This is a genomic window from Bythopirellula superficialaquae (assembly GCF_059632245.1).
The window spans coordinates 5,196,659-5,223,318 of record NZ_CP197426.1 but is presented as its reverse complement, the minus strand read 5'-3'; the positions used below and the strand labels follow the sequence as shown (position 1 = coordinate 5,223,318).

General features: G+C 55.6%; 20 protein-coding genes. 7 read left to right on the top strand and 13 right to left on the bottom strand.

Annotated features, from left to right (window positions below; all coding sequences use genetic code 11):
* Positions 1-71 precede the first annotated feature (71 nt).
* Positions 72-1,028, top strand: coding sequence for a tRNA glutamyl-Q(34) synthetase GluQRS (gene gluQRS / locus SH678x_RS21560; RefSeq protein ID WP_496920529.1), 957 nt, complete (start codon positions 72-74; stop codon positions 1,026-1,028).
* Positions 1,029-1,089: 61 nt separating this feature from the next.
* Here the strand turns inward: gluQRS and SH678x_RS21555 are convergent, their stop codons facing one another.
* Together SH678x_RS21555 and SH678x_RS21550 are read right to left on the bottom strand one after the other, a co-directional pair.
* Complete coding sequence (locus tag SH678x_RS21555) at positions 1,090-1,851, bottom strand: hypothetical protein (RefSeq protein ID WP_496920528.1); 762 nt, start codon at positions 1,849-1,851, stop codon at positions 1,090-1,092.
* A gap of 1,723 nt (positions 1,852-3,574) precedes the next feature.
* Positions 3,575-6,928 carry an Eco57I restriction-modification methylase domain-containing protein gene (locus SH678x_RS21550; RefSeq protein WP_496920527.1) on the bottom strand — a complete coding sequence of 1,118 codons (3,354 nt, stop codon included), beginning with the start codon at positions 6,926-6,928 and terminating at the stop codon, positions 3,575-3,577.
* A gap of 189 nt (positions 6,929-7,117) precedes the next feature.
* Here SH678x_RS21550 and SH678x_RS21545 point away from each other — a divergent pair, with 189 nt between their 5' ends.
* Positions 7,118-7,288 (top strand): hypothetical protein, encoded by a 171-nt coding sequence (locus SH678x_RS21545; RefSeq protein ID WP_496920526.1) that lies wholly within the window; start codon positions 7,118-7,120, stop codon positions 7,286-7,288.
* Positions 7,289-7,668: 380 nt separating this feature from the next.
* Complete coding sequence (locus SH678x_RS21540; RefSeq protein WP_496920525.1) at positions 7,669-8,370, top strand: TraR/DksA family transcriptional regulator; 702 nt, start codon at positions 7,669-7,671, stop codon at positions 8,368-8,370.
* Between the two features lie 111 nt (positions 8,371-8,481).
* Here the strand turns inward: SH678x_RS21540 and SH678x_RS21535 are convergent, their stop codons facing one another.
* The 3 genes from SH678x_RS21535 to fucP all read right to left on the bottom strand — a co-directional run bounded on the left by SH678x_RS21535 (position 8,482) and on the right by fucP (position 12,817).
* Positions 8,482-8,721 carry a hypothetical protein gene (locus SH678x_RS21535; protein ID WP_496920524.1) on the bottom strand — a complete coding sequence of 80 codons (240 nt, stop codon included), beginning with the start codon at positions 8,719-8,721 and terminating at the stop codon, positions 8,482-8,484.
* A 109-nt stretch (positions 8,722-8,830) separates the two neighbouring features.
* Complete coding sequence (locus SH678x_RS21530) at positions 8,831-11,308, bottom strand: U32 family peptidase (RefSeq protein ID WP_496920523.1); 2,478 nt, start codon at positions 11,306-11,308, stop codon at positions 8,831-8,833.
* Between the two features lie 183 nt (positions 11,309-11,491).
* The gene (gene fucP, locus SH678x_RS21525) at positions 11,492-12,817 is read right to left on the bottom strand and encodes an L-fucose:H+ symporter permease (protein ID WP_496920522.1); all 1,326 of its coding nucleotides are present in this window, start codon (positions 12,815-12,817) and stop codon (positions 11,492-11,494) included.
* Between the two features lie 341 nt (positions 12,818-13,158).
* Between fucP and SH678x_RS21520 the strand changes: the two genes are divergently transcribed.
* Complete coding sequence (locus tag SH678x_RS21520; protein WP_496920521.1) at positions 13,159-15,054, top strand: mucoidy inhibitor MuiA family protein; 1,896 nt, start codon at positions 13,159-13,161, stop codon at positions 15,052-15,054.
* Positions 15,055-15,101: 47 nt separating this feature from the next.
* Here SH678x_RS21520 and SH678x_RS21515 read toward each other — a convergent pair whose 3' ends face one another.
* The 3 genes from SH678x_RS21515 to SH678x_RS21505 form a co-directional block, all read right to left on the bottom strand.
* Positions 15,102-16,928 (bottom strand): SulP family inorganic anion transporter, encoded by a 1,827-nt coding sequence (locus tag SH678x_RS21515; RefSeq protein WP_496920520.1) that lies wholly within the window; start codon positions 16,926-16,928, stop codon positions 15,102-15,104.
* Positions 16,929-17,049: 121 nt separating this feature from the next.
* On the bottom strand, positions 17,050-18,549 hold the full coding sequence (locus tag SH678x_RS21510) for a metallophosphoesterase family protein (protein WP_496920519.1): 1,500 nt from the start codon (positions 18,547-18,549) through the stop codon (positions 17,050-17,052).
* Positions 18,550-18,749: 200 nt separating this feature from the next.
* Entirely contained in the window at positions 18,750-19,010 is a 261-nt protein-coding gene (locus SH678x_RS21505; RefSeq protein WP_496920518.1) for a hypothetical protein, read from the bottom strand.
* A gap of 314 nt (positions 19,011-19,324) precedes the next feature.
* Here SH678x_RS21505 and SH678x_RS21500 point away from each other — a divergent pair, with 314 nt between their 5' ends.
* Together SH678x_RS21500 and SH678x_RS21495 are read left to right on the top strand one after the other, a co-directional pair.
* Positions 19,325-19,555, top strand: coding sequence for a FitA-like ribbon-helix-helix domain-containing protein (locus tag SH678x_RS21500; protein WP_496920517.1), 231 nt, complete (start codon positions 19,325-19,327; stop codon positions 19,553-19,555).
* Positions 19,552-19,974, top strand: coding sequence for a type II toxin-antitoxin system VapC family toxin (locus tag SH678x_RS21495; RefSeq protein ID WP_496920516.1), 423 nt, complete (start codon positions 19,552-19,554; stop codon positions 19,972-19,974). Before SH678x_RS21500 ends, SH678x_RS21495 begins: the two co-directional genes overlap by 4 nt.
* A gap of 146 nt (positions 19,975-20,120) precedes the next feature.
* On the opposite strand, the gene SH678x_RS21490 is transcribed toward SH678x_RS21495, so the two are convergent.
* From SH678x_RS21490 to SH678x_RS21470, 5 genes are all read right to left on the bottom strand, one after another.
* Complete coding sequence (locus tag SH678x_RS21490; protein WP_496920515.1) at positions 20,121-20,396, bottom strand: hypothetical protein; 276 nt, start codon at positions 20,394-20,396, stop codon at positions 20,121-20,123.
* Between the two features lie 340 nt (positions 20,397-20,736).
* Complete coding sequence (locus SH678x_RS21485; protein WP_496920514.1) at positions 20,737-22,200, bottom strand: oxidoreductase; 1,464 nt, start codon at positions 22,198-22,200, stop codon at positions 20,737-20,739.
* Positions 22,201-22,693: 493 nt separating this feature from the next.
* On the bottom strand, positions 22,694-23,065 hold the full coding sequence (locus SH678x_RS21480; protein ID WP_496920513.1) for a type II toxin-antitoxin system PemK/MazF family toxin: 372 nt from the start codon (positions 23,063-23,065) through the stop codon (positions 22,694-22,696).
* A gap of 21 nt (positions 23,066-23,086) precedes the next feature.
* On the bottom strand, positions 23,087-23,377 hold the full coding sequence (locus SH678x_RS21475; protein ID WP_496920512.1) for a hypothetical protein: 291 nt from the start codon (positions 23,375-23,377) through the stop codon (positions 23,087-23,089).
* 5 nt (positions 23,378-23,382) lie between these two features.
* On the bottom strand, positions 23,383-23,793 hold the full coding sequence (locus tag SH678x_RS21470) for a DUF6941 family protein (protein ID WP_496920511.1): 411 nt from the start codon (positions 23,791-23,793) through the stop codon (positions 23,383-23,385).
* An 819-nt stretch (positions 23,794-24,612) separates the two neighbouring features.
* Here SH678x_RS21470 and SH678x_RS21465 point away from each other — a divergent pair.
* On the top strand, positions 24,613-26,613 hold the full coding sequence (locus SH678x_RS21465; RefSeq protein ID WP_496920510.1) for a DUF1549 domain-containing protein: 2,001 nt from the start codon (positions 24,613-24,615) through the stop codon (positions 26,611-26,613).
* Positions 26,614-26,660: the final 47 nt, after the last annotated feature.

The following is a 26,660-nucleotide window of genomic DNA, read 5'->3' as shown; positions in this document are numbered from 1 at the left end:
CGGCACTTGTCGAGAGAATAACTGAGAGATTGCTCACGGGTTGATCGTTTGTAATTCAAAGCAACTTCCTTATGCCCACCCACCGCACACGACTTGCCCCTTCTCCCACCGGCGCTTTGCATCTGGGCAATGCACGGACGTTCCTGGTGACCTGGGCTCTCGCGCGGCAACAAGGTTGGCGGATTGTGTTGCGGATCGAGGATCTTGATGGCCCGCGGATCAAACAGGGTGCCGCCGAGGAATCGATCGAACTGCTGAACTGGCTGGGGCTGGATTGGGATGAAGGTCCCTTTTATCAGCGCCATGATCTTGCACCCTACGAAGCAGCCCTGGCGAAACTGGCGGCGCAGGGGGAATTGTATTGTTGCGGTTGCACGCGCAAGCAGATCGAAGATGCCGCGCTGTCGGCACCCCACGGCGACGTACATGAGCTGCGTTATCCGGGGACTTGTCGACCGCCTGTGCGAACACCTCTTTCAACCGCCGATGTGGCTAGGAGTGACATCGCATTACGGGTAAGAGTTCCGGAAGGCATTACCGATTTCGACGATCAATTCGCTGGTCACCAACAATTTGATATCCAGCAATCGATTGGCGATTTTCTAGTCCGCACCAAGGAGCAACTTCCAAGCTATCAATTGGCAGTGGTGGTGGACGACGCTCGGCAAGGGATCGATCAAGTCATCCGCGGCGATGACTTGCTAAGCTCCACGCCCAGGCAAATGCTGATCTACCGACTCCTCGGCTTGACCCCCATCCCAACCTACACGCATCTCCCCTTGGTTGTAGGCGAAGATGGCCGGCGACTGGCCAAACGCCACGGCGACAGCCGACTTTCGCACTATCGCCAACAAGGTGTTTCGCGGAAACGGATCATTGGGCTCCTCACCGAGTGGTGCGGGCTGGGACCACGACGTGAAATGACAGCCGACGAGTTCTGCGAGCAATTCCGGCTGGCAGCGATGCCGCGACAACAGGCGGTTTTCACAGCGGCAGATGACGCGTGGTTGCGTGGGTCCAAAAAATAAGGGAGCGCCAATCGGCACTCCCTTATCGTTATTTTTCAACGAATTCGCCTAGAATATAAACCTAGATAGCAAGCCGCCGACGAATCGAAGTTAAGGTCATTCCCACCGCAGCGAAAACACCGAGCGCCACGGTCGTTGGTTCGGGAACGAGCTCCGTTTCGATATCGATTTCGAACGCTTTCTTATCGATGAACGCCCGCGTGCCGTTACCCAGGCTGGCGGCAAACAGGTTGTTGTTTAATGTGATCAAGGCCTTCGTGGTGCCTGCTGGAAACAACGAGGTCAACGTGCCGGTCCAGCCCGTGGAGTACGACGAGCCGCCGATTGAGCTCAACAAATACTGACCGCCGAGTGGCGTAAACGACATAAAGGATTGCACGGCAGGCAATACGACCGGCAGATTGTCGATCTCCAGCACCTTTACCACGGCAAAGCCCACGACTTGCGTAAAGGCATTTCCACCGAAAGGTGCATTCAAAGTCGTGAGTCCACCTTCCGAGATATTCAGCGATGTGAGCGTGTAGCCGGCTTTGGCCTCCATGGTGAGTGTCAACTTGCCGTCGGTTTGATCCGAGGCTGCACCATCGAGCGAACTAGCTGCGAAGTTCGAGGTCGTGGGGAACACCAGCGTGTCGCCAACGGCGTTGGGTTGGCCGTAGAGAGGTTCGGGATCGCCCGAGGGGGAGCCTTCGCTGATGCCCGTGAAATTGACAGTGGCTCCCGAAACGTTGGAGTGAATGGTCGTGGCACGAAGCGAAGTCGCACAGACCAAACACAGGGCCAAGCACGCCAAGGCGGCGGTGGCAGTTTGTTGTCTTCTCATTAATTCTTCTCCAGTTGATTTCCGTATGATGCTGATAAATCCAAATTCAGTCCGTCGCGGACCTTGCCTTGCTTGGCGGCGACACAAAAATGCAGGCAACAAAAAAACCGGCACGCGAAAATCTTTCGGAATCAAACAGCGCATACCAAGCGCCGCTTGAGGAAAGAAATTCGGGTACCGGTTCAGTTAATTAGCAGTCTTCTATCGGATGTACGTCTGGCGGTGAAGCCGTTGAGTCAGCAACTCGCGGGCACGTCGCTTCTTGTGGTTGTGTTGTTCCCAACGCAATTCACAAAAAAGCGACAGCCTGAAACTTCTCGCGCATTGCGATATCGCAATACACTAAGAAGGCTCAGGCTGTCGCTCGGGTAATTAGCTATTCCTTGTGGAACTGGCTGTTAGGTTGTGACGCGAATTAGGTCTTACTCGTTTGCGTGAACGCTATCAAATGTCGCGGGCACACGCCCTGGACCGCTCTAGTTGTAGTCCGGCGCCCATGGCCAAGTCAAGGATTTCCCCGACAAATTTTACCTATGCTACCAGCTAGCCCTGTTTCTATCACAAATTACCACGTTGCGATTCGCCGAGCGAATGCCGTGCTTCACTAAACCACCAAGCCGCCACCCGCCCAGGGGGTGAGTGGGACGGTAGACCGTAAGACTGTGGACTGTGGGGCCAACGACAGAATTCCACTGTGCTACAGTCCATGGCCTTATCCTAGTGTCTCTCATTTCAAGACTTCCAACTCTTCCAACTTGTCGAACTTGTCAGGGTTTATTTCGAGCTTCGCGAGTCGTTAGTCGTAGGCCGCGAACAAGCTCCGCGCAGTTCCGGCATCGCCTTGATTGTTCTACTTCATTGCCGGAACTCGTGTTACTCGGTCCGGCCTACAAAATCTTCTGCTTTGCCAGGTTTGCGAGGTTTGCTTGGTTTGCACTGCTCTGGCGCGGCCAACCTGATTTTTCGCCCGATCACTGGGGTCCCAACTTTGGTGACGAAAGTCTTGGGTTTTGTCACCTGGCGATGTCACAAGTCTTGGTGGTCCAATCTCTTGCGGCAATCACACGTGCCAAAACGAGACTACTTTTGATCAAGACGTATAAGTAGCGCGTTCCAAAATTACGTTCCACAATTTCAGTTTTTCAAAGAGCATGCCTATTAAGTGGCGATTCCCCATTATCGCGATTGAGAAGCGACTGGCCACAACAATTTTTGGCCACTGCAGAAGTTGGGAGTTTCGAGTCTTGAGTTCTCGTAGCTCGTAACCCGCCACTCGCAACTAACTTGCCACGAAAAACACGAAGTGGCGCAAAAGGAATTGTTGACAACAGCGTATCTCCCCTGAGCCCCAACGCGCTAGCGTGGGGTTCTTCAACGCAACGTGTAGCATGGGCCCCCGGGCGCGTGAGTATTTCTAAAACACGGACCGGGGGTCCATGCTACGAAATTTGGCAACGCGCTCGTCTGCGACGCGCTCCGCCTCGCGGCTAACGTGTAGACTGTGGCTGAAGTCTGTGACCTCGGATGCTCCCGTCATTCCCGAGCCGAGCTTGCCTTCACGAAGGTGGGGGCGGGAATCCAATTCTTCTACCGCGCAGCGGTTTCCTCTCTTCATGCCGGAGGCATGGCAGCTAGTAGCCGGGGGTTGAGCATAGCGATACCCCCGGAAAAGATACGTCCCACCAAACACCAACCCTGAATGGGTTGCAGCAATCAACGACAATTACATCATTGGTGATGGGAGTGGCATGCGTGGCGGCGCAGTTTGCCACATCAAGGCGACTTCTTCGCGCGTGAGTCCATAAGCCTCGTTCACAAGATTTGAGAGTTGACGTTCGAGAAGCAGGGCTTCCGCAGCCTGAGCACGGGCTGGTTCGATGGTGCGGGCATGTTCGTCGCGGAGAATTTTGAGAGCGGCGACCGAGAGTGGATTCTTCTTGCCGCGAATGCGTTTCACTTCGGCAACGAAGGCGTCGGAATCGAGGTTCGCTGGCGATTGCAACTTTAAACTGGGTTTTTCGATGTCGTATTCCAGGCGCAACCAGTCGATAATATCCTGACGCATAACGTGGTGCGAATTTGAAATTTCAATCAATTCCGCCACGCGTGTTTCTGCTTCGGCCCGCTGAGTCTCAGACGGCGTCGGAATCGGCAGTTCTTGAACACAAACAGCATCCATTGCCAACGCTTCATCTTTCTTATGGGGTAACTGGCGATAGGCGTAATACCACATTGCAGGAGAATTAAGACAAGCATGTACCCAACGATCAGTTGTCGGCAATATAAATGCAGAGTTATTAAGAAGCGCACCTGACGAATCAAAAGCGAATCGGGCGTGAAATGCAATTCCCTGAATACATAGCTTCGGTAGCGCAAACGCCTCCCAATATGCACAGGAGCGTAGTTCCCACCAATATCGCCCCTGGTCTTGCCTTTTCTTTAGGCCTGTCTTGTATGCAAGTGCACGCTCGTAGAGCGATGGGTATTCTCGCTTGAACACTGATTCTGCATCTTCGCCTGCCTCAGCCCATGGCCAATCATAGTTTTCGCTTGACCGCAAGGCGATCATCCATAGCCCACTCCATGCTGACTGCCAACGATCGATGTCCTGACCACGAAAATATGGTTTTATGACCAACGATGATTTTGGGTCGCTAGCCACTATCCGGTCACGAGTTTCTGAGTCGATTAAGAATGCTTCATTAAAACCTGTCTTGATTCCGAGTAGGGGACTTTTTCCTATGAATTCTCTCAAAGTCATACCATTATCTCGGATTTTCGCCATCAATATTGGAACGCCGCTGGGCTCGAGTTGCCATACAGCTGTGCCAAGTTGCTCCGATGGGAGTTCGACGCCCTCAGTTGCAATTTGGTGGCTAAGATCATCAATTCTTAATTGTTGGCGCGGGATCGAACACAATCGGGCAGTTTTGGGCTTGGGTGCTCCTGTTGGTTTTCGAGCCACGATGATCGAGGGAAAGACATCGGCTTCTGCAAAGATTTGCTTGGCGTGGCCGAAGTCGACAACTGATTCGACCCAGGCATCCTCAGAGAACAGCCGACGTAGTGGTTCACCATAACCCGACTTCATCCATTTGTTAGTGACGATAAATGAGAGTAGGCCGCCTGGCTTGAGAAGATTTAAGCCAAGCTCGTAGAAGTACACGTACAGGTCAGCCATACCGTGGTAGGTTTTGTAGGCGGATTGCAGATAAGGCTTGTATTCGCTGAACCATTCCTGACGAACATACGGTGGGTTGCCGACCACGACGTCAAATCCACCATGTTTGAAAACTTCGGGAAATGCCGCTTTCCAATGAAAAGCCTTCGGATGCACTGCGGGATCGTCGACGACGCTGTTCCCCACACGAATCGAATGGTCGAGGCTGGTAAGCGCTTTGCCGCGCTCGGCGGTTTTGATCCAGAGACTCAAGCGACAAATCTCAATCGCCTCGTCGTTGAGGTCGACGCCGTAGAGATTGTTTTCCAGGATGCGTTTATCGAGATCGAACAGCGAAGCATGGCCACGCAGTTCATAGAGGCGGTCGTTGGAGCGTTGATAGATCGCGTGGAGTTGGTCGAAGGCTTCCACGAGAAACGCGCCGCTACCGCAGGCGGGATCGAGAATCCGCAATGTGGCGAGCTCATCCTGCCAGGCTTCCCAGAATTTGACGAGCGCGGTCTTGGATCCTTTTGCGAGAGTACCCAGGTCGTAAACGGCGGGGTCGTCGAGCGCAGTTTTTGCTAAGCCGCGAGCCGCGGATTGCATGGTGGCGCGCAGTTGTTCGAATCGTTCACGGACGACACCGCCCAACGCCTGCTCGATGATATAGCGGGTGATAAACGAAGGGGTATAGAAGGCCCCTTCCTTTTTGCGGCGTGTCTTATGTTTCTCCGCTCCGACCGGTTCGACGAGGCCTTCGATTTCGTTGCGGATTTTTTCGAGATCGGTAATCGATTGTTCGAAGATGTGACCGAGGATATCGACATCGATGAGTTGGCCGCGATCGTCGGCGAGTTCTACGGCACGTTGAGCGGGGCGATAGTCATATTTGCCGAGGTCATGGAAGAACTCGCAGACCTGATCCGAGACGGCCAAATGATCGAGCACGGAGTCGTCGGCAAAGAGTCCTCCGTTGTAGGCGTGGATTCCCAGGGCAGCGTTGCCGCGATTGATGTGACCGAACAGACCGCGAAAGTTGTCCCACACGGGTTTGGGGTTGTACGGATCGCGATGTTCAAAAGCTTTGCGAATTGTCTCAGCTGGGAGTAGCCCACGGTCTTCGGCAAAGGCCATGAACAAAACGCGGTCCAGCAGCTTTTGCGTGGACGAGAGGAGCGCCGGACGCGCTACTTCGGTATTGTCGCGACTGAGTTGCTCGAAGGCATCCTGCCGCATGTTGGCGTATTGAACGTAATAATCCTTGGTCACCTGTCGGCCGACTTTTTCGGATTCGGCAAGCAGGCTGTAGAGATGACAACTCCCGTCGAACTGCACGACGCGAGTAGCACCGAGGAGAAACACAAAGCGGCGAAGAGTGGCTTCGTCGAGCAAGTCGACGGTGTCGAATCGCTCGTACGTATGTTGGTCGGACCCCTTATGATACAACCGGGTCTGCCGGATGGATGTGACGATAATCCAGTCGCAGGGGAGATTGATCGCATAGCGGTAACCTTGGTCGACGGCCGATTCGCGACGACCAGCATAAGCGCGGTCCAACGGATCGCGTGGCCCCTTGCCTTCGAGGGCGACCACAAAGCGATGTTGACCGTTGAAATCACCGAGCACCGCGTCGGCAAACTTGCCATCAACTTCGACATGACGCTCGCGTGAAAACGTATAGCGAGCACCCTCACTGGCAGGTCCTCGATAGCCGAGAAGCGTTACGAAGAAGTCAGTCAGAAAATCGGGCAGAATTTCTTTTTCGTTAAAGGCGTCGATTCTCTCGGAGCGGATCAAATTGACCCAGTGATCGAGTTTATCACGAAAGTCTGCCACATGAGGCGGAAGAGAAAATGCTTCGACGTGGGGACGCAGCACATCGGGGCGGAAGAGTGGTTTTGCTTCGACGGGCATCAGCCGTTTTCCCTACGGTAGTTTGAGATACGAGCAGTTTAATTGATCGCATGGCCAACTGATAGGTGGTCGATCCTGCGTTCGTCGCGTGACCACACATGAAGAATCAACAACCCTTGCAGGGTAGCGAATCATCGGGATTCCGTGCTCCCAGGTAGTGGCCAGAAGCCACCAACCCTGGGCTGAAGGATGGAACCGCTTCGCGGTAACCGTTCCAGGGGTATCGCTACGCTCAACCGCGACGATGCGGAGTATATCCTCAGCACGTTCAAGGGGATTCATGAGCGGACGCCGCTGTTTGCCGAGAATCACAGCACGGCGGAGCAGATTTTGGCGTTGTTTGATAAGTACGGGAAATGAAATCCCGCCCCGGGTGTGTGGATCGCTGAGACGATCCAATCACCCGGGGCTAAATGTTTGTGGTGATTCTCGTTAGCCGCGCGGCGGAGACAAGCGCGATTGGGCTCATTTGTGTGATGTTTCGCGTTTTTTGTGGCCAAGCATCTGAGACTGGATTCCCGACTTCTCGGGAATGACGAAGCGGGCCACGACCATACACCACAGCCCACCGTCCACCGTGCTCACCCATTCAACTGTCCTTGTCACTCAAATTTTTTTCGCCTCGTCATCTCACCATAGCCAGGGTTGCTGTCGAACTCGAAACATTGGACCTCCACCTGCCAGCAACCCTAGAATTGAAATAGACACACGTTGCTCCAAGGGTGGGAGGCTTGACTCGGATGGATCGAAAGAAGGTGGAACGGTTTCGGGCGGCATTGGTCGCGTTGCAGCAAAGGATTCGGCACGATGGTTTGGCCGTCGCGGATGAGGCCTTTCAGTCAGTCAACGGCGAGTTGTCGCATGTTCCTTTGCATTTGGCCGATTTGGGGAGCGAAGAATTCTCGCGCGACATGAGCGCGGTGCTGGCCGAAAACGAAGGTTATCTGGCCACGGAAGTGCGGGACGCGCTCGCGCGCATCGCCGCCAATTCTTATGGCGAATGCGAACAGTGCGGCAAGGGGATTGCGCTGGCGCGGCTGGAGGCGATTCCGTTTGCACGACATTGTGTTCGTTGTGCCGAAAAGCTTTCCGTCAGCGGCGAATTCGCGGCGGATTTGAATCGTGGCCGACCGCGCGGGCCGCAGGATACGATCGCTCCTGAAGGATACATGGCCGAGGACCGCCGACGGCGTGGTCATTTGGGCGACGTGCATGCGGTGGGTGATGCCGGCGGCGGCACGGCCTGGGGCGGACTCGCGGGATCGACGATTGGCCACGGCGATCCGAGCATTGCGAATTTGCAAGACGCGGCGGGAAGCGGCAATTCCGACGCGGCGGAAGAACGGCTCGGCAATCGAGTGAGTCGGATCGAACCGGTGGGGTATGAGACCGACAAAGATCGTCAGCGCTATGCCGACGAAGAAAAGGACGCCGGCGAGTGAGTTTTCGAAGAGTTTCTAAACCACTAAGACACAAAGAGCACTAAGAAACACACTGTTTTCAGTATTTTAAACTTAGTGACCTTTGTGGCTTTGTGGTTGACTTCTTAGTTTCTAGAGCATGCTGGGCGTGGGATTGTGCGGGACGTTTTCTGGATCGTCCGCAGTGTCGAGTTCGGTGGAATTGTCCCACGATTCGCTCCCCACGAGTGCGCTCCCTTGTTCGAACTTGCCTTGCTGCGGGCCGTGACTTTCCAAGGTGGCCCAGCGGACGTAGGCCAGCAATTGCTGCTCGGAATCGAACGTAGCGACGAGCCGCCGCTGGCCGCGCTTTGTGCCGTAGAGGTAGTGCATGAGTTTGTTCCTTCACAATTTTTAACCACTAAGGCACGAAGAGCACAAAGGACAATTGTTTCATTAGTTTCTTTGTGACCTTCGTGCCCTTTGTGGTCAATAAAATAGTTTACAAAATCGCTAAGGGGTTGCGGCGTTCTTCGAGTGTGCCGCGGGTGACGCCGACGCGGTTGGCAGCTTTGAGTTGTTGCCAGACTTGCTTGCCAGTGACTTGGCCAGCGAGGAGTTGCTGATAAAGATCGATCAACTTGCCGACTTCACTCGGTGCTTGATCGAGCAGTTCGACGCGAAAATCTCGCAGCCCGCGCGCGAGGAGTTGCGGCGCGGCTTCGGCCGCCGATTGGGGGACGGCATTGTACAACGTGTTGCGGCAACCGACGTCGGCTTGTAGGACGTGCTCCATGCCGATGCGATCGCGAAGTTTGACTTCATGATCGTCGCAGGGCCGGCCGCAATTGTGCTTGTTCGTTCCCGGCGAAAGCACCGAGCAAAAGACGCAGTGCTCCATGTGGAACATCGGCATGTGTTGATGCAGCACGACTTCGAGCCCTTGCGGCGGCACGGCGTCGACGAGTTCCAACAATTGATCGCGATTGAGATCATAAGAAACGGTCACGCGCTCGGCGCCGAGATTGCGCAGGTAATCGACCGTGTGTTGGTTGGCGGCATTGAGTGAAAAATCGGCGACAAAGGGGATTTTGTTTTCCTGACAAAACCCAAGACCCGCGAGATTGCGGACGAGCCAGCCATCAGCCCCATGCTTGGCGAGTGCGCGGAAGATGCCAGCTTCGCCCGGCTTTTGAATGCGGGGTGTGGCGAGATATATTTTGGCGTTCTGCGCATGGGCGATTTCCACGGCTTGGCGATATTCGCGGATGTCGCAGAAGTCGGCGAATAGTTCGCGCATCCCGGCGTTGATGGCGGATTCGACCTGATCGAGTGTGCGGCAGAGGATGCGGAGGTTGGGGTGGGCGTCGATAAAAGTTTGGGTTGATGCCGCAACATGTAAGGTGGTTTTATCGCTAAGCCGCAAGCGGTTTGGAGAACGCTGGGTGAGGGAGTTGTTGAGCTCTGCGATCATTGTTTGGCGGAGTTGGCCTAGTACGCTTAGGGGCACCATGGGGCTGCCGGTGATTTTGGCATTGAGGTTGCGCAGTTCGTAAACCGTGTTGCCGAGGCGGCCGAGTTGGGCAGTGAGAACTTCCTTGGTGAGCGGATGCTTGGTGGCGGCGGCGAGGGGTTCGTTGGATTCAATTGTGAAGTGCGCACCGTTGGTGGCTTGGCCGCTAAGCCGCAAGCGGCTGCTGGTGGTTGCGGTGAGGGTGATATCTAAGGGAACGCGGCGGAGTGGTTTTGTGCTGCTGAAGGTTTTACGAAGGCGGTTGGTGAGTTGGGGGTCGTCGGTCTTCCAGATTTGCTGGCCGGGATAAAGCTGGCTGAAATCGATGGAGTCGCGGCCGAAGGCGAGCTCGACCAGCTTGCCGCGGGGCGTGACTTCGTAGACGCGACCCCCCTGCTCTGTTCCTTGTTCGCGGTCGCCACTGAAGACAATGCCGTCGCCCGGCGCGACTTCGCCGACTGGCTCGATGACGACGCGTTGGCCGCGGATTTGAATGATCTTACCCAGCAACACGCCCCGTTTGGCGGAGCTGGTCGCGGGGACGAGCATCTTGTGATCGCAACCCTGGAGCCAACCGGGCGAGAATCCGCGCGAGAAGGAAAGTTCCATCTCGCGGACGTCGCGACTGGTGAAATCGAGTGGCCGCTCGGCCACGGCGGCATCGATCGCGCGGCGATAGTGGCTGGTGATGTTGGCGACGTACTCGGGCGTTTTCAATCGACCCTCGATCTTCAAGCAGCTGATGCCTGCACTCATTAATTCTGGCACGAGTGCGTAGGCCGCAAGATCCTGAGGGCTGAGCAAATACTTCTGATCGCCCAGATCGACATCCTCACCATCGCAAATCAAATCGTAAGGCAAGCGGCAGGCTTGCGCACATTGGCCACGGTTCGCGCTGCGGCCACCGAGCGATTCACTGGTGAGGCATTGGCCCGAATAGGCAACACACAGTGCGCCATGCACGAAGGTTTCGAGTTCGATGGTAGTTTGTTCATGGATCGCGCGGATTTCGTCGATCGAAAGTTCGCGTGGCAAGACGACTCGCTCGATGCCCAACTGCTCGGCCACGCGGATGCATTCGGCGCTGGTGAGCGTCATTTGCGTGGAGGCATGAATGGCCAGATCGGGGCTGATCGCGCGGATAAGCCGCACGAGCCCGAGGTCTTGGACGAGGACGGCATCGACGCCCGCTGCGGTGAGTTGAACGATCGTGCGCTCAACAGCATCGAGCTCGCTGGGAAAGATGAGCGTGTTGAGCGTGACGAATCCACGCACCGCGCGTTCGTGGAGAAAGCTCATCACTTCGGGAAGCGTTTCGATATGCAAATTCGTCGCGCGAGCGCGAGCATTGAAGCCGGATTCGAGACCGAAGTAAACCGCGTCGGCGCCGTTTTCGACGGCTGCGGTGATGCAGAGCCGATCCCCGGCGGGGGCGAGCAATTCGGGTTGGCGGTGTGAAGCGGGCATACGGCAAGCGCGGGCGAGTGGTGGGTGACCTTTGATTTTACTCGCTCAGCGTGGCCGAGGGGAGTGTGGCCGCAAGTGAGGGGAATTTGGTTGCAAAGTTTGCCAAGGCGGCGGGTTGGGGGGATTTGGTCGCGACAAGGGGCATTGATGCTACTTATAAAGGCGGGCAGTGTTGCTGAGGGTCTAGTTTCCTTTATTGCTCCGATTGGCGAATCCATAGACTGCAATAACAACGAAGCATAGAAGCGGTAAAAAGAAGGATGCGCGGGTTGAAGAGAGTGTTCGACCGGCGATGTGCCAGGCTTGACCGTCCATGATCAACGCCTGAAGCGGAGGCATCACACAGCCCCCACCGATCGCACAAATGAGTCCGGCGGAACCAAACTTGGCATCCTCGCCTAGCCCTTCAAGAGCGATACCATAAATGGTGGGAAACATCAGCGACATGCAGGCGGAGACGCCAACCAAACTGTACAAGCCAGTCTTGCCTTCAAGGAAGATTGTACCCAACACCAACAGCATGCCGCATAAGGCTAAGACCCCGAGCAACGCACCAGGGTTAAAAAACTTAAGTAGGTAGGTGCATATAAAGCGACTCGTGACGAAGATGACCATCGCTACGATGTTGTAGGCCTGGGCCTCAGGACGCGGCATCCCAAGTTCGTTTTCTGCATATTGAATGATGAACGTCCAACACATGATTTGCGCTCCGACATAGAATGCCTGAGCCACGACACCGCCCAGATAGCGCTTATTGCGGCTAAGTCGTCTCAGCGTTGCGCCGATACGGCCATCGCCTTGAGCATAAACCTCTCCTTCCGGCAGCGAGGAAAAGTAAAACAGAATGAGCGTGGCAAGCACCACCAGTCCGAGAGTGACGTACGGTACGACAATGACACCCAGGTCGTGCTCTTGCAGGGCGAGAAACGCCTGAGGGTCGGAAGAGGCTAGCGATCGACGAGCCTCTTCGTCGGCGGGGTCAAGGCGGGCGAGGATCAGGTCCTTGGCGACGAACATCCCCAGTAGAGAGCCCAAGGGATTAAATGCCTGGGCGAAATTGAGCCGGCGGGGCGCGTTGTGTTCGGGACCCATTGCCAAGATGTAAGGGTTCGCCGTGGTTTCGAGGAACGCCAATCCGCAAGTCATGATGAAGTAAGCTGCCAAAAACGAAGCGAACGCCATCGACCAGCCGGCTGGCACGAACAGTAGGCAACCGATTGCGTAGAGCGCCAAGCCCATCAACACACCCGCCTTATAGCTAGTGCGGTGGATGAACAGTGCGGCAGGGATTGCCATGAAACAGTAGCCCCCGTAGAAGGCTGCCTGCACCAGAGCGCTCTGGAAGTTACTAATTAGCAGCACATTCTTGAATGCCGCCACCATCGGATTGGTCACATCGTTGGCGAAACCCCAAAGCGCGAAGAGCGTCGTAACCAGGATAAACGGGATAAGGTATTGCGCTGGGATGACCCGCTCGGAATGATTGAACTTGTGAGGCCCTTCGCTCATGTCTTTGCCTTCTTAATAAATATGTTTACGACCCTCGTCTTAATGTGCAGAAAATTCTGAAGAGGGTGCCAGAAGAGTGATGCTGTGCGGTTCGCGGTAATACTTTAACTCAACGTCCTGGACTCGACTAGATAGGCAGCTCCGCGGCACGATGTCCGCAAACAACTCGGACCGTACCCTCGTTTCCGACTACACCGATGTTCACTTTACCGTTAATCCAGACGACTGTTCCAAGTTCAATCGCGGCTAATTTTCTCTGAATTCTTGACGCGCCTAGGAAACTTTTCCGAAACTTGGTGCGTCGAAGGTGTGAAGCCAACCTTGTCTCTTGGAGAAACCCCATGATTTGCCGCACGTGTGTTGCTGTTTTTGTCGTTTGTTTGCTTGCTATCACGCCGCTGGTCGCCGCCGAGCCGATTGTCACCGAAGGCCGGGTGACGGATGTGACGGTCTATCAGGGGCAAGCTTTGGTCACACGCGAGATCGAACTTGAGAGCGTCGATGGCTTGGTCGAAGTTGTGGTTTCGAGTCTGCCGGAGAGCGTGATCACCGGAAGTTTGTTTGCCGAACCGACGGGCGAAGTGCAAGTGCGGTCGGTCCGTTATCGCGAGCGGCCGATTGAAGCCGACGTGCGGCAGGAAGTCCGCGAGCTCGATGAACAAATTCAGGCCGTAGCGGACAAAATCGCGGCAGTGATCGAAGAACGAACGCTTCTCAATGAGCGAAAAGCCTATCTTGAGAACCTCAAGGATTTTACGGCAAGCACCTCGAATCAAGAACTCAAAAGCGGCGTGCTCAATGCCGAGACACTCAAAACGCTCACCGAATTTATGTTTGCCGAGCGGGACCGCATCGGCGAGCGTGAGTTGGAACTGGCCAAGGAAGAGCGCGCCCACAATCAAGAGATGGAACTCTTGAAACGCAAGCGTCAAACCATTGCCGAGGGTTCGGCGCGGACGGTGCGTGAGGCGGTGGTGTTTATCAATGCGACCGAGGCAGGCGCGGCGACATTGCGGCTGAGCTATCTGGTGGGGAACGCGAGCTGGACACCATCCTACAACCTGCGAGCGACAGACGATCGGGACGAAATCACGGTCGAATACAATGCTTCGATTCAGCAAATGAGCGGTGAAGATTGGAACGACGTCCAGATGGTGTTGTCGACGGCGACCCCTTCGCTCGTGGCCAAGGCACCGACTTTGGAAGCATTGACGATCAAGTTGGGTCAGCCCGTGCAGGTTCAAGAGCCAATGCTCGCCGCGCAGAATTATTCGCGGATGAAGCAAGAGATCGATCAACTGAGTAAAGCACGGGGGAACGCCGCGATGGCACCTGGCCAGATGGCGAATGCCCCGGCCTCAGAGTCGGCGTTTGCAGGAAGGGATATCGTCAGGAGCGGTCGTGGCGGAGGGATGGGAGGCGGTATGGGTGGATACGGCGGCGGCGTGGGGGGCTGGGATTTCTCTGGACAAACCGCCAATACCGATGTGGGGCTCAATTCGTTCGCCAGCCAATTGCAGCTGATGGATTTGAATAACTCGCTAAGCACGCTTCGCATGGACGATCAATCGATCAAGCAAGCCGAAGCAGTGAGCGTCAGTTACAACCTGGCCAATAGCACGAGCCTGCCCAGTCGTTCGGATCGTCAGTTGATTCAGATCGCTTCGATGCCGCTCAAGGGTGAGTTTTATCGTTTGGCCACGCCGGTGCTGACCAGCTTTGTTTACGAAGAAGCGAAGCTCACCAACACCAGTGATGAAGTTTTTCTCGCCGGTCCAGTGGCGACATTCTTGGGCGGACAATTTGTTGGTCGTGGCGAAATGCCAACCGTCGCCGTGGGTGAAAGTTTCACCGTGGGATTGGGCATCGACTCGTCGCTGCGGGCCGAACGGAAGCTGCTCAAGAAAGATGAACGGATCCAAGGTGGCAATCGGGTGGTCGATTTCATCTACGAGTTGAAGCTCGAAAACTTCGGCGACAAACCAGCCAACGTGCGCCTGCTCGACCGGATGCCGACGGTGGGTGAGAACGACATCAAGGTGACGCTCGTGCGGAGCGATGAAGAATTAAGCAAGGATGAATCGTATCAAATGAATCAGCGCAAGGAGGGCATCCTACGGTGGGATGTGGAAGTCCCCGCTCAAGCGATTGGGCCAAAGCAGAAGGTGCTGAAGTACACGATGCAGATTGAGTACGACAAGCAGTTGTCGATTGAAGGGATGCCGACGAAGCGATAGGCCCTCCCCTAGCCCCTCCCACTGGGTACAGCGGGAGGGGGATTGTTTTAGATGGCGAAGTGCCATGCGTTGTCTTGGCCCGCGGTGGAATTCTGCCGCGGGCAGGTGGCGCAATAGTCGCCTGCGAGTTGCTCGTGGGCCCAATTCATCGCCATCGTGGTGCTCGACCAAACTTGGGCCGTCTCGCGGAAAACTCGGTCGGGACCTAAGTGCGTGACGATTCCTACTTGATCGAGAATCTTGTAAAAATCGTCCCGTACCCCGGCGAGACACAGCTTGAGCCCGCGTCCTTCGATTCGTTCGATGAAATCGGAGAGCAACTGCATGCAAACGGCGTCGGGATTACGCAGGTGTTTCACGCGGAGCAGAATGACTTTGGTTGTGGGCGGAAGTTCCACTTCGATCTGCTCCAGATGTGCTTCGAAGTCGGGAGAGCTGCCGAAGAATAATTCCCCTTCAAAATTCACCAGTTTGATGCGGTCGCAAGGAGTATCATTGGGATAGCGTTCGCGGATCGTGCCGCTGGGGTCGATCACCAATTCTTCCATCGTGACCTTGGCGGCCTTGGGGACGTAAATCAAGAACGACAAAAGCGTTCCCACGAGGATGCAGAATTCAATCGAAACGAACACCGCCGAGAGCGCGGTTGCGGTGACGATCACGGCGTCGAATTTCGTGGCGCGGAAGTGATAGCGAATCCCCGCGATGTCGATCATCCGCGTCGCCGCGAGCAGCAGCACGCCGGCCAGTGCCGCGCGGGGGATGTATTGAGCCAACGGAGCGAGGGCGAGCATTGTTGCCGCGACACCAGCGGCACAGATGACGCCCGACCACTGCGTGGCCGCGCCGGCTTGATGGTTGATGTATGACCGTGTGAGCGAACCCGAACCGGGAAAGCATTGGAAGAAACTGCCGGTGAGGTTGGCGAGGCCTTCGCTCAAGCATTGCTGGTTGATATCGAGTTTCTGTTTGGTCCGCGCGGCGATGGATTTGGCCATCGCGATCGCTTCCAAAAGTCCCAGCATGCCGATGGCCACGGCACTTCCCGCGAGTTGCTGCACGCGGTTCCAGTTCCAATCGGGAACTTGGAAGTGCGGCAGATTGCGAGGGACTTTTTGAATGAGTTGCACGCCGTGCTGATCGAGCTGCCAGTGATAGCTGGCATAAGCGGCGGCGGCGATCGCGATCAGCAATTCTGGTAAGCCTAAGTGAAGACGACGATTGATCCACTTCAAAAGTAGCGCCACGACAATGGTTCCGACGGCGACGGCGAGCGTGTAGTAGTGAACGTCGCCCCCTTCGGTCATCGTCAGATAAAACCGCTTGAGGAAATGGTCGTGATGATCGCCGCGAGCGGACAGGCCCAAGACGTTCTTCATCTGATCCAACACCAGCAACACCGACGCCCCGGCGGTGAAGCCGACGATCACAGCGTGGGAGATATAACGTGAGAGGTCGCCCAGCCGCAGTAGCGTGATGCCGGTTTGAATCATTCCTATCATCGCGGCCATGAGTATCGCGGCAGAGATGCGATCGTCGGCGGGGACGATAGCGAGCGCGCTGAGCATCGCGATGGAGATCGCATTGGTAGGGCCGTTGATCAATTGCTTTGAGGAGTCGAGCAACGCCCCGACGGCGGTCATCACGATCGCCGTGTAAAGGCCATACTGGGGCGGCATGCCAAAGATCGTGGCGTAGGCCATCGCTTGGGGCACGGCCACGGCGGCGACGGTGAGCCCCGCAAACAGATCGCGACGGAACGTGTGGATCGTGTAACCGCGCAGCGAATCCAGGGCCGGCACGACTCGTAAGAGCCAGGGAAGTGAATCGCGCGGTGGACCGCTGCGGTCAGCAGATGAAGCGGATATCGTCACTAAGGTTCGAACAGTAAGGAGTCAGACCGCTTGAAAGACGTTGTCGCGTTACCGGTCTGGGAGTTGGATTAGTATAGTCAACGAGCGCAGGCTCGCCCATCGCGGATCGTCGCAACGAAAACTAGCGAGTGGCGTAAGGCATTTGCACGGGGCTCGACGTGAGCGGCACGGCAAAATGAGGCGGGCGGATTGGCACCCGGGGCGTCGAAATGGGTTCGCTCGAGGCGGCTTGAACCGCTGGAGCGATGCCATCGAGGCGGTAGCTGGCAGAGGCCAGTGGATGAATGCCCAACGTGCCGGACCAAGTTTCGTAAGGCCGGCCGCTCCGTTCATCCTCGGTGAAAAACGCCAGATAACTCATCGAGTCGGCGGCGATGAACTCGTGCTCCCGCGGCGCGAATTGCGTTTGGCTGTAAACTCGCCGCCAGGTGCCGGCGTTGAAATACGTTTGATGCAGCACAAAGCCGTCGGCAAAACTCGCGTCCAGCGGAATGACTTCGGAACAGTGCGTGTGGCCATAGACGATGTGTTTCGCGCGGCGATTGCGGAAGTCTTGCTCGGTGAGTGCATGATGGTAATAGGAACCACTCCCCGCGCCACGCATTTCAGCACAAAGCTGCGCGATCCAACTGGCCCAACCGACGGAAAGGCGCCGGCTGAATTTCAACGCCTTCTGCAGACTATCGGTGATGTCGATCGGGCACCAGGTATCGCGAGTTCGGACGAACGAATGTTCGAGAAACTCATCGGCGAGCTCGTCCCAAATCTTCTTGACTTCTTTGCGGATGGCAGGCTGGGGGCAAGAACGTTCGAGTAAGCCGTCGATCCAGACGGGAATCAACAGCAAGGGCCGAATGTTGTCGATTTCGCGTAAGCCCGCGAGCGCGGACGTTGGCAAATCGTTGCCGAGTTTTTGTTCCACGGCCACGCCGAAGCGATTGAGCAGTTCGAGCACGATGACGTCGCCCAGGCTGCTGGCATCGCGATCCCCTTCGTAGTTGAATGGATCGTAGACGTCGCCATGACGGGCGAAGACTTTGTGCCGACGCATCACTTGCACCAACTCGTTGCATTCCCAAACTTCGTGTGGGAACGGCGCGTCGGGATACGTGGCGAGCCCCATGTGCGAAGCAATTTGGCGGCGCAGTTGGTTGTATTTTTCACCCGACAAATGGTAGGGCCAATCGTGATTGCCCACCATGTAGTGAATCCGCACGGGGACAGGTTTCATTTCTCCCGTGGCGGGGCGGCCATTGGAGAGAGCTGGCGGCACGGCGATGCCATTTGTGGCGAGTTGCCGGAACTCAGCAAAGGCCGCTTCATTGTTGCGCAGGATGTCGCCGGTGATCTTGGCGACCATGTCAAACAGGCCAGGGCTTTTATTATCGTCCCAAGGTCGCGATTGCGTGCCAAGCCATTGCGTCGAGCGAATCACGTCGAGCACGTCGCCCAGGAGCACGAGGTCGATGCGCTCCACGGGTTGATAACTACCATCGCGACGAAATGATGCGCTGAGCGCAAGATCGTTCAAGCGTTCGGAGAGCAAACGAAACGCGCCCGGCGAGATGGTCGTGCCACTCGTCCCGTCCGTGAGATGCAGATCGCTGATAATGACCAACATGCTTGTGCGCATCCATGCGTACAGAGTCTGTCCCGCCGAGAGTTTCTCGACTCCAGTAAATTGATCGGCCTGCTCGCGCGAAACATTGAGGATTGTTCCGAATTTGTGGAGGTTGGTGTCGAATGTCGCGCATGAAAATGGCCTGCTAGCAGTAATGCTAACAGGCCGTGAGACAGGGGCTTTGTTGTTAGTTGTTAAGCTTAGAATCCAATGTAGACGCCAGGGCCGGCACCATAGTAACCAGCACCTGCGCCATAACCATAACCACGGTAGCCAGTCACATATGGACGCGCGTAGTAGCGTGGCCCAACTACAGCGGCACGAGCCACTGGGTATGGCGGAGCGATCACGCGACGAACCGGGGCAACGCGGCGGTAATAGCCCCACGCACTGGCGTCGGGTGAATCGGCGATGGCAAAGCCAGCGACCAGGGCCAGCATGATGGCAAGTTTCTTAATCATCTCATCTTCTCCTTCAAAATGTTCCCGAGGTGGGAAGCAAGCTCGCTGCGGCAGCGAGGGGGTCTATGTTTCGTTGGCCGCACAGGAGTAAGAGTTTGCACGAACCATGCCGAAAGTGCAGGAATTCAACATAAGTTGTTTTCCAGTTAGGCTTTACGAAGAACTCAGTGTGGCAAGCCGTTATGGAAGAACTTTCAACATGTGGTCAAAGTTTAGACAGGTGGGTCTCAGTTTGGTGGTAGCAAAGGTCGAGATTTTGCCTCTCTGCGAACCCGATGATATCATTATGCTATCAATCCCTTGTTGAGGTTCTTATGGCTCAAATCTTGGTACGTGGGTTAATGGATGACGTGGTCGAGCGACTCAAAGCTCGGGCACAGTCCCATGGGCGATCACTTGAAGGCGAAGCACGCACGATCTTGGAGTCTGCCTCAGGATTCTCAATCGCTCAAGCGCGAGAAGTTTCCGCTCAGTGGCAGGCCCATTATGCAGGCCGCCAATTCACCGACAGTAGCGACTTGCTGTCTGAAGATCGCGACCGATGAGTCTTTACGTGGTCGATGCGAGCGTCGTTGCCAAGTGGTTCTTTCCTGAGGAACATTCGGCTGCTTGTATGCAGCTTCTCACTCCCGAGAACCAATTGATCGCACCCGATCTCATGTGGAGCGAAGTTGGTAATGTTGTTTGGAAGCGTAGTCGTCGCGGTGAAATCACCAGCGACGAAGTCACGCAACTGATTGCCGATCTGCTGCGGATGCCATTGGAAACTCATCCGACACATGGGCTTATAGAGGCAGCTGTCGAAATTGCACTTGGCACGGGGATTACGGTTTATGATGCCGTCTATTTGGTGCTTGCGATCAATCACAATTGCCAGTTGATCACGGCAGACGAGAAGCTGGTGAACGGACTCATGCACACGCCGTTTCAGAATTGGATCACATCGATCTCTGCCATCCGCTGACACTCTTTGTTCGAGTTCTAAAAACACCACAGGCCGGCGGCACACATGCCGTCGGCCCGTTGTTAGTTGTGTTGTCATCCCTGACTCGTTGGTTCGTCGTCGTGACAGCCTCGCAGTTCTGTCTGGCGATCAAATTTGTTCGCGGCCTAGAAGCCGATTGAAATGCCGACTCCCGTATAAGGACGGTTGTATCCGCCTGAACCGCGATAGTAGGACATGCCGCTGCCGCCATAGTAGCCGGGGCCGCCGCCGTAGTAGACATTGCGGTAGGACGGTTGGTAGCCGTACCCGCCGTAGGCGTAGTTGCGTGGGCCGTTGCAATGGTGGTGATGATGGTAACCGTGACCAGCTTCGGCAGTCGACACACCGGCGAGGGCCAGGGTGATGAGTGCTGCCACACTCAACAAGACTTTGCGGACCATTGTTCTCTCTCCTGAACTCCGTCGCGTCGCTTCAGCAATCAGTTGCTTCTTAGCGCCGGGCAGCCGACGGCGTGCGCCCGGTAGGACAGTAGTTTTAAATCGCACGCGCCGTGCCAAATTCTGGAGAGAACAAAAACGAGCTACACGTGTAATACGTGTGACGTTTGGTCGTCACAATCGTTACGCGCTTGGGGTAAAAATTTGCACTCGATTTGATTACAAGCGCACTCAAAAACACGACGAAGTGCGACTTGGTCGTTTGTGAGCAAGAGAAGTCACAGATTGCCCGAGTGTTGCTAGCGATAGAATCGGGAGAGTTCCATGAGAAAGAACGTTGAACTTACTTCTCGCTCAACTCCTGCTTGATCTCGATCAATTGCTCGCGCTCGGGGAGTCGTTTGTAGAAGTCGTCGAGCGGGTAGCAGCCGGAAATTAGACCGTGGCGGGGGGCGGTTGTGCAATCGCTGAATGTCCGGCAAACGAGCTTGCGGGTGAGCTTGCCGTGGGTGAGCGAATCGTGTGGCAGACCGGGATAGCTGAGCACCATGCGGCCCAAGCCGACCAGATCGACCCAACCCGCGCGGACGACGGCCTGCGCGACGTGGGGCAGATAATCTTGCAGATAGGAATACCCCGTGCCCACGAGCGGCACGTTGCCGGCGGCTGCTTTGCATTGCCGCACCACGTCGATTTGCCGCCACACGCCCACCAGTGGATCCTCGGGGGGTAGGTAGCCGTCGCTCGGCGGGAAGATGGCCGGGCGCTGAATGTGTGGATTGTAGTAAGGACTGCCGCAACTGAGGTTGATCATCGCCACGCCTGCGGCCGTGAGTTGGCGAATCAATTCCAGCGGCTCGGTGAGATCGTATGCCAACGGGTTTTCGGGATTCGCTCCGAAGCCGCAGTCGTAGGGGATGTATTCCTCGAAATCCATCGGCTGGCCGACTTCGCGGCTCGTTTTGTACGGCACTAGGTCAAACACGCTGAGCCGCACGCCGATCATCAAGCCGGGGAGTTCCGTGCGAATGCGGCGGATGATTTCCAGCAGCAACCGAGTTCGGCCAGCGAAGTCGCCACCGAATTTGCCGGGGCGGCGGCGAGCGCTCAGAAACTCGTGCAGCAAATAGCCGTGGCAGGCCTTCACGTCGACGAATTGATAACCCACGATCTCGGCCAGCCGCGCTGCGGCGACGTATTGGTCGATCAATTCCTCGAGTTGATCGTCGGTCCACACGATTTTTTCGTCGTCATAGTCGATGCCGAATTTGTCGTCCAAGAGCGGATGGTGATAGGCAATCCGCGGTTCAAATTTGCGTTTGTCGTTTGGTTTGCAGAACCGCCCCGAATGGGTGAGTTGCAAGCCGACGAGCAAACCTTCGAGCGTGCCGCAGGCTTCGAGATGCCCTTCGCGGGCTTCGCACAACAGCGCAGCGAGCCCTGCCTTGTTGCTTTCGAGAGCTAAGGTCTGCTGAGGATTCGCGCGGCCATCGGGCCGGACGGCTGCCGCTTCGCCTCCCCAAATCAGCTTGGCGCCGCTTTGGCCGAAACGCCGCCAACGCCGGAGCGTGAACTCGCTGGGGCTGCCGTCGTGGTTGGCGTCCCACCCTTCCATCGGATGAATGCACCAACGGTTGCCGACTTCAAAGCCGCCAATCTCGATCGGCTCGGCTAACGGCGAACCAGCCTCGGCGGTGAGAATCGTATCGTCGACGGGCAGATCGAGCCCCAATTCGGCGAGGCGGTTGCGCAATTCTTCGACGGTGCGGAGTTGAGCGATTTTGGTGTACGTGGCGGAGTCGGCCATGGAAGAGAATCTCGGCGGCGATCGAAAAACTCGATTATACCCGGAGTCGACCCGGTTTATAGCCGCCGCGAATGCCGCCGATTTACCGCTGGTTGCAATCAGTCGGCGAGTTGTGGGACGTTGCTGGAGCAGCTGGGAGGTCGCATAGACTGAGATGTTCCACAGGAAATGCAGTTATGGTGTGATCAAGTGATGCTGGATTGTGCAGAGTCGGTTGGACCACAGCTTGGGTACAATAAATTAAAGCAGTCGTCCGCCATCGACCAGCCAGTGGCTTGAATTCTCGGCGCCCATTCTTTGGCCCATGCGCTCACGTCTTCGTTCCACGGCGAGTCGTTCCAAGAGGGCAGTTCAAACTCCGCGCCACACTTGTCGCAAAGACACATTAAGGTGGCCCACAGCGCCCATTCGACTGCCTCAACCGATCGAGGGTCCATATTGGGTTCAAGGTTTGGTGACAAACCCAGTCAGGGGTAAAAGACTCGCTACGATACTATTTTTGGCTTTGTGCTAGCCAATTGAGTACCAGTTTAGTTTGGCGTGTTGCCACGCCGGGCGAAACGCGTTCGATATTCTTTTGTTCGACGCCGACTAGCCAGTCAGATTTGACAACGCAAGGCTGGTTCAATCCAGTTGCCGGGTGTCCTGAGGGGTGGCTTTCCATTAAAAACCAGTTGTTGGGGCAAGCCTGCCTATCAAATTTTGTGCTTATAGCTGCAACAACTAGTGGTCCGCCAGAGTCTATTTCGTCCTGAGTGCTAAGCACTAACACGGGGCGGCTTTTGGGGTTGCCGTTTTGGTCAAGAATTAGATTCCCGTGAGGATCAGGAACACGAGCCCAAACTACTGAACCTCGACGCAACACCCGACGATCCCCAGAAGATTATTATTCCTCGTACCAATCTTGAGGAGCGGGAAACCTTTTGAGTAAGGCTCTTAAGTCGACCCCCTTGGGGTCGAGCAGATTCATGGCTTTAGCATTTTCGGTTGCCATCTTTAAGTAGAGTTCCTTTTCAGCTTCACTTGAAAGCTGACGGCGTACGGGCCTACGCAATGGAATGCTTGCGTCTACAGCTTTCTGAACAGCACCGTAGGGTAAGCGAACACTTTGCGCAAACCCTTCTTCAATAAGAGCACTAGCGGACTCAGCAGCTTGTTTTTCAGCTTCGCAAATCATATCAATTAGTCGCGTTGTAAGTCTGACGGTCTTATTGCAAGTAAACGTCGTGACATTAGTACTGCTTCGTTATGCAGAAGCTCGCAATGGTAAACTCCAGGCTCGTCCAATTGGCCCAAAATTCCAATCTCGCCTTCAAGGACAGCAAGAGGGCTTGGCGATGTAACCGTATACTTGAAACCAAAAATCGGTTCAACTTCGTCGTCGAACAGATGTATTGAGTTCACTATCCGGAACGCCAACTCAAACTCTTCTGGACAATCAGTCAATGCATAATAAACAACAAATTTAAGCTTCGTAGGAAACTCTTCTGCTCCCACAGTGCTAAACGTACCGAGCAACGTTTTTTTGCCACTTGCCGAATCTGCATAGACATCATCGCAAAGAACCATTGCTAAGCAGTAAGGCTCGGGCATGTACACTTCGCTCGCGCAAAAATTAAGCCGCCATCCCTAGCAAGGTGCGGCTTTGATCCAGTCAATTCCTAGCATGGTCCCCATGCCTGCGACTTCCATGCCGGCTATTGATTAGTTACGAAAATGATATCGCTCATATTTACGGTAGCTTAAATATCGGCCAAATGCAACACTTAAGTGCATGCTATCTAAGGATTTACGGCAATTGACGTAAGTTCTTGTCTGACAATCTCTTCTATCGCTACCGGAGGATTTGTGGCAACAATAGTCAGCCATAAATCATCGTGACGCTCTTCACAAAGTCAATGATTCAATAGCTCGCTTAAGAACAGACATTGCACCCCCCACCACCTCTCTTTGGCACGCCCGTTGCATACTCTTATTCCCACTGCCGTACAACGGACAGCCTGAAGTGTCTGGAACACACATCGGGGCTGGAACAGAGAAGAGACTTGTTCGCCGGGGTCGGTGGAAAAGAGGCTTACGATTGCGGGCCTTAAATTTAAAGGGGAAAACAACTTCTGACGACTTGACCCTCCCCACATGGTCGTCAAAAGCTGCTCCTTAAGGTCCTGTCCACCTGGCGGGCCAGCGAGTCACTAGTCAACTCGCTGGCCCGCTTGTTTTATTTGGTGTGTATCATAATCGTACACGTGTTTGATTGTGCTACACCTTTTCTGCTACAGAAGTGGCTGTTTCTTGCACCTGAGAATGACTCTCAAAATAATTCTCGTGTGGATCCTACTTAGGCATTTCGACCGATTGTTGGCCCCAATAGCCCCGTAGGTAAACCAGCGGACAGAACTATCAACGTGAATCATGGTTGAAAGTGTTGGGTGGCTCGCTCAAGCACTGCTGGGCGAGCCAGCAGTGGCACCCGTCGAGTCGGCTTTGGCACCCGTTTCGGATATTGATTCGGAAAAGTGCGCCAGCCGTTACCATGAAGACTGGCGGCACGCGGTTGGCGGTGTCGCACTCGGAACATCTTTTCAGCGGACGGCATTGATGGGTCGCGCGAGTTTTCTAGCGAATGTTCTTAGCTGCGCGTGGGCGCTGGTGGGGATGCTGTTGTTATCGACGGACGTTTGCGCGCAAACGTCTCAAGAAACTGCCGACGCGGCGATCATCGACAACATCAACACCCGCTTGCGCAGTGGTTGGGAAGAACATGCTTTGCGACCGGCCCCTGCCGCGACGGAAGCGGAGTGGTGTCGGCGGGTCTATCTCGATCTGTTGGGGCGGCTCCCCAGCGTGAAGGAACTCGATGCATTCACGGCCAAGCCTGCGCGATCGAAGTCGCAGATTCAAGCGAAGCGCCGCGAGTTGGTTGATAAGTTGCTGGGAAGCGAATACGGGGCCGATTATGTGAATCATTGGACCTCGATGTGGAGCAATACGCTCATCGGTCGCACGGGCGGGCGGATGCGACGTTCGCTCACGAGCCGCGAGGGGATGCGCGATTATCTGTCGGATGTCCTGTTCGCGAATATGCCCTACGACAAACTGGCGACGGAGCTGATCACCGCGACGGGGAGTGCCACGCCGGGGACGGAGGATTACAACGGCGCGGTGAACTTTCTGATCGAAAAGCTCAACGACAATGGCGTGCAGGCGACCGCCAAGACGGCGGAGATCTTTCTCGGCACGGCCGTTCAATGCACGCAGTGTCATAATCATCCGTTCAACGACAGCCGGCAGAATCAATTTTGGGAACTCAACGCCTTTTTCCGGCAAGCGGCCGTGCGCGTTGACCGCGAAGGTGATGGCAACGAGCGGTTGGGAGGAATCGTCAATCGCGACTTTGCGGGGGAAGGTCGCGACTTGTACGCCGACAACCGTCGCGAAATCTATTTGGAAGAACGCAATGGCCAGCTCGTCGATCGCGATGCGACCGAGCAAGTTGCGGCACCGATTTATTACGAACTCCGCAACGGGCAGATGCAGGTGGCCTATCCGGCGTTCATCGACGGGACGCGGCTGGTGGATCTCTTCGCCGAGCGGAATTCCACCGAGGAAGCGGAACGCGGCAACAGTGGCTATTTGGACGATGTGAATCGCCGCGAGGAATTGATGGATTTGTTGGTGAGCGCGCGGGAGTTCGATCAGGCGATGGTGAATCGGCTGTGGGCTTATTTTTTTGGCTACGGCTTCACGCGACCATTTCACGACATGGGCCCGCACAATCCGGCCTCGCATCCGCAGTTGCTCGATGAGTTGGGGCTGGCGTTTCGCGAGCAGGGATTTGATGTGAAACGCTTGATGAAGTGGCTCGTGCTTTCGGACGCGTATGGTTTGAGCAGCCGGGTTTCGAGCGGTAATCAGGCCGACGATCCCACGAAGGGCGTAGCGCCGCAGTTCAGCCGGTTCTATGTGCGGCAGATGTTGCCCGAGCAGTTGTTTGAATCGCTGCTGGTGGCGACCGCGGCCGATGCAACGGTCAAAAAGGAAGAGCGTTCGCAGCTGAAAGATCGTTGGTTGCAGCAGTTTGACACGTCGTTTGGAACCGACGACAACGCCGAGGCCACGACGTTTAACGGTTCGATTCCCCAAGTGCTGACGCTGATGAACGGCGATCTCGTGCGGCGAGCGTGCAGCACGAACAGCGGCAGCTTCCTGGATAAGATTGCCAATGACAAGTCGCTTTCCAATCGCGAGAAGATCAACTACCTGTATCGCGCGGCGTTGGGACGACAACCGACGAAACCCGAAGCGAATTTGTGCAACGAGTTGTTGGCCGCGCGTGATGACGACGTCGTAGGGACGTTGCAGGACGTGTGGTGGGCCGTACTGAATAGCAATGAGTTTATTTTGGTGCATTAAAGAATAGAACGCGGATGAACGTTGATAAGGCGGATGTTCACGGATGT

Coding starts and splice junctions, on each gene's coding strand:
- SH678x_RS21485 (WP_496920514.1), bottom strand. CDS start 22,200: ATGGCCGACTCCGCCACGTACACCAAAATCGCTCAACTCCGCACCGTC.
- SH678x_RS21550 (WP_496920527.1), bottom strand. CDS start 6,928: ATGCCCGTCGAAGCAAAACCACTCTTCCGCCCCGATGTGCTGCGTCCC.
- SH678x_RS21490 (WP_496920515.1), bottom strand. CDS start 20,396: ATGGTCCGCAAAGTCTTGTTGAGTGTGGCAGCACTCATCACCCTGGCC.
- SH678x_RS21545 (WP_496920526.1), top strand. CDS start 7,118: ATGGAACCGCTTCGCGGTAACCGTTCCAGGGGTATCGCTACGCTCAAC.
- SH678x_RS21555 (WP_496920528.1), bottom strand. CDS start 1,851: ATGAGAAGACAACAAACTGCCACCGCCGCCTTGGCGTGCTTGGCCCTG.
- SH678x_RS21495 (WP_496920516.1), top strand. CDS start 19,552: ATGAGTCTTTACGTGGTCGATGCGAGCGTCGTTGCCAAGTGGTTCTTT.
- SH678x_RS21475 (WP_496920512.1), bottom strand. CDS start 23,377: ATGATTTGCGAAGCTGAAAAACAAGCTGCTGAGTCCGCTAGTGCTCTT.
- SH678x_RS21470 (WP_496920511.1), bottom strand. CDS start 23,793: ATGCCCGAGCCTTACTGCTTAGCAATGGTTCTTTGCGATGATGTCTAT.
- SH678x_RS21465 (WP_496920510.1), top strand. CDS start 24,613: ATGGTTGAAAGTGTTGGGTGGCTCGCTCAAGCACTGCTGGGCGAGCCA.
- SH678x_RS21530 (WP_496920523.1), bottom strand. CDS start 11,308: ATGCCCGCTTCACACCGCCAACCCGAATTGCTCGCCCCCGCCGGGGAT.
- SH678x_RS21535 (WP_496920524.1), bottom strand. CDS start 8,721: ATGCACTACCTCTACGGCACAAAGCGCGGCCAGCGGCGGCTCGTCGCT.
- SH678x_RS21520 (WP_496920521.1), top strand. CDS start 13,159: ATGATTTGCCGCACGTGTGTTGCTGTTTTTGTCGTTTGTTTGCTTGCT.
- SH678x_RS21510 (WP_496920519.1), bottom strand. CDS start 18,549: ATGTTGGTCATTATCAGCGATCTGCATCTCACGGACGGGACGAGTGGC.
- fucP (WP_496920522.1), bottom strand. CDS start 12,817: ATGAGCGAAGGGCCTCACAAGTTCAATCATTCCGAGCGGGTCATCCCA.
- SH678x_RS21500 (WP_496920517.1), top strand. CDS start 19,325: ATGGCTCAAATCTTGGTACGTGGGTTAATGGATGACGTGGTCGAGCGA.
- SH678x_RS21505 (WP_496920518.1), bottom strand. CDS start 19,010: ATGATTAAGAAACTTGCCATCATGCTGGCCCTGGTCGCTGGCTTTGCC.
- gluQRS (WP_496920529.1), top strand. CDS start 72: ATGCCCACCCACCGCACACGACTTGCCCCTTCTCCCACCGGCGCTTTG.
- SH678x_RS21540 (WP_496920525.1), top strand. CDS start 7,669: ATGGATCGAAAGAAGGTGGAACGGTTTCGGGCGGCATTGGTCGCGTTG.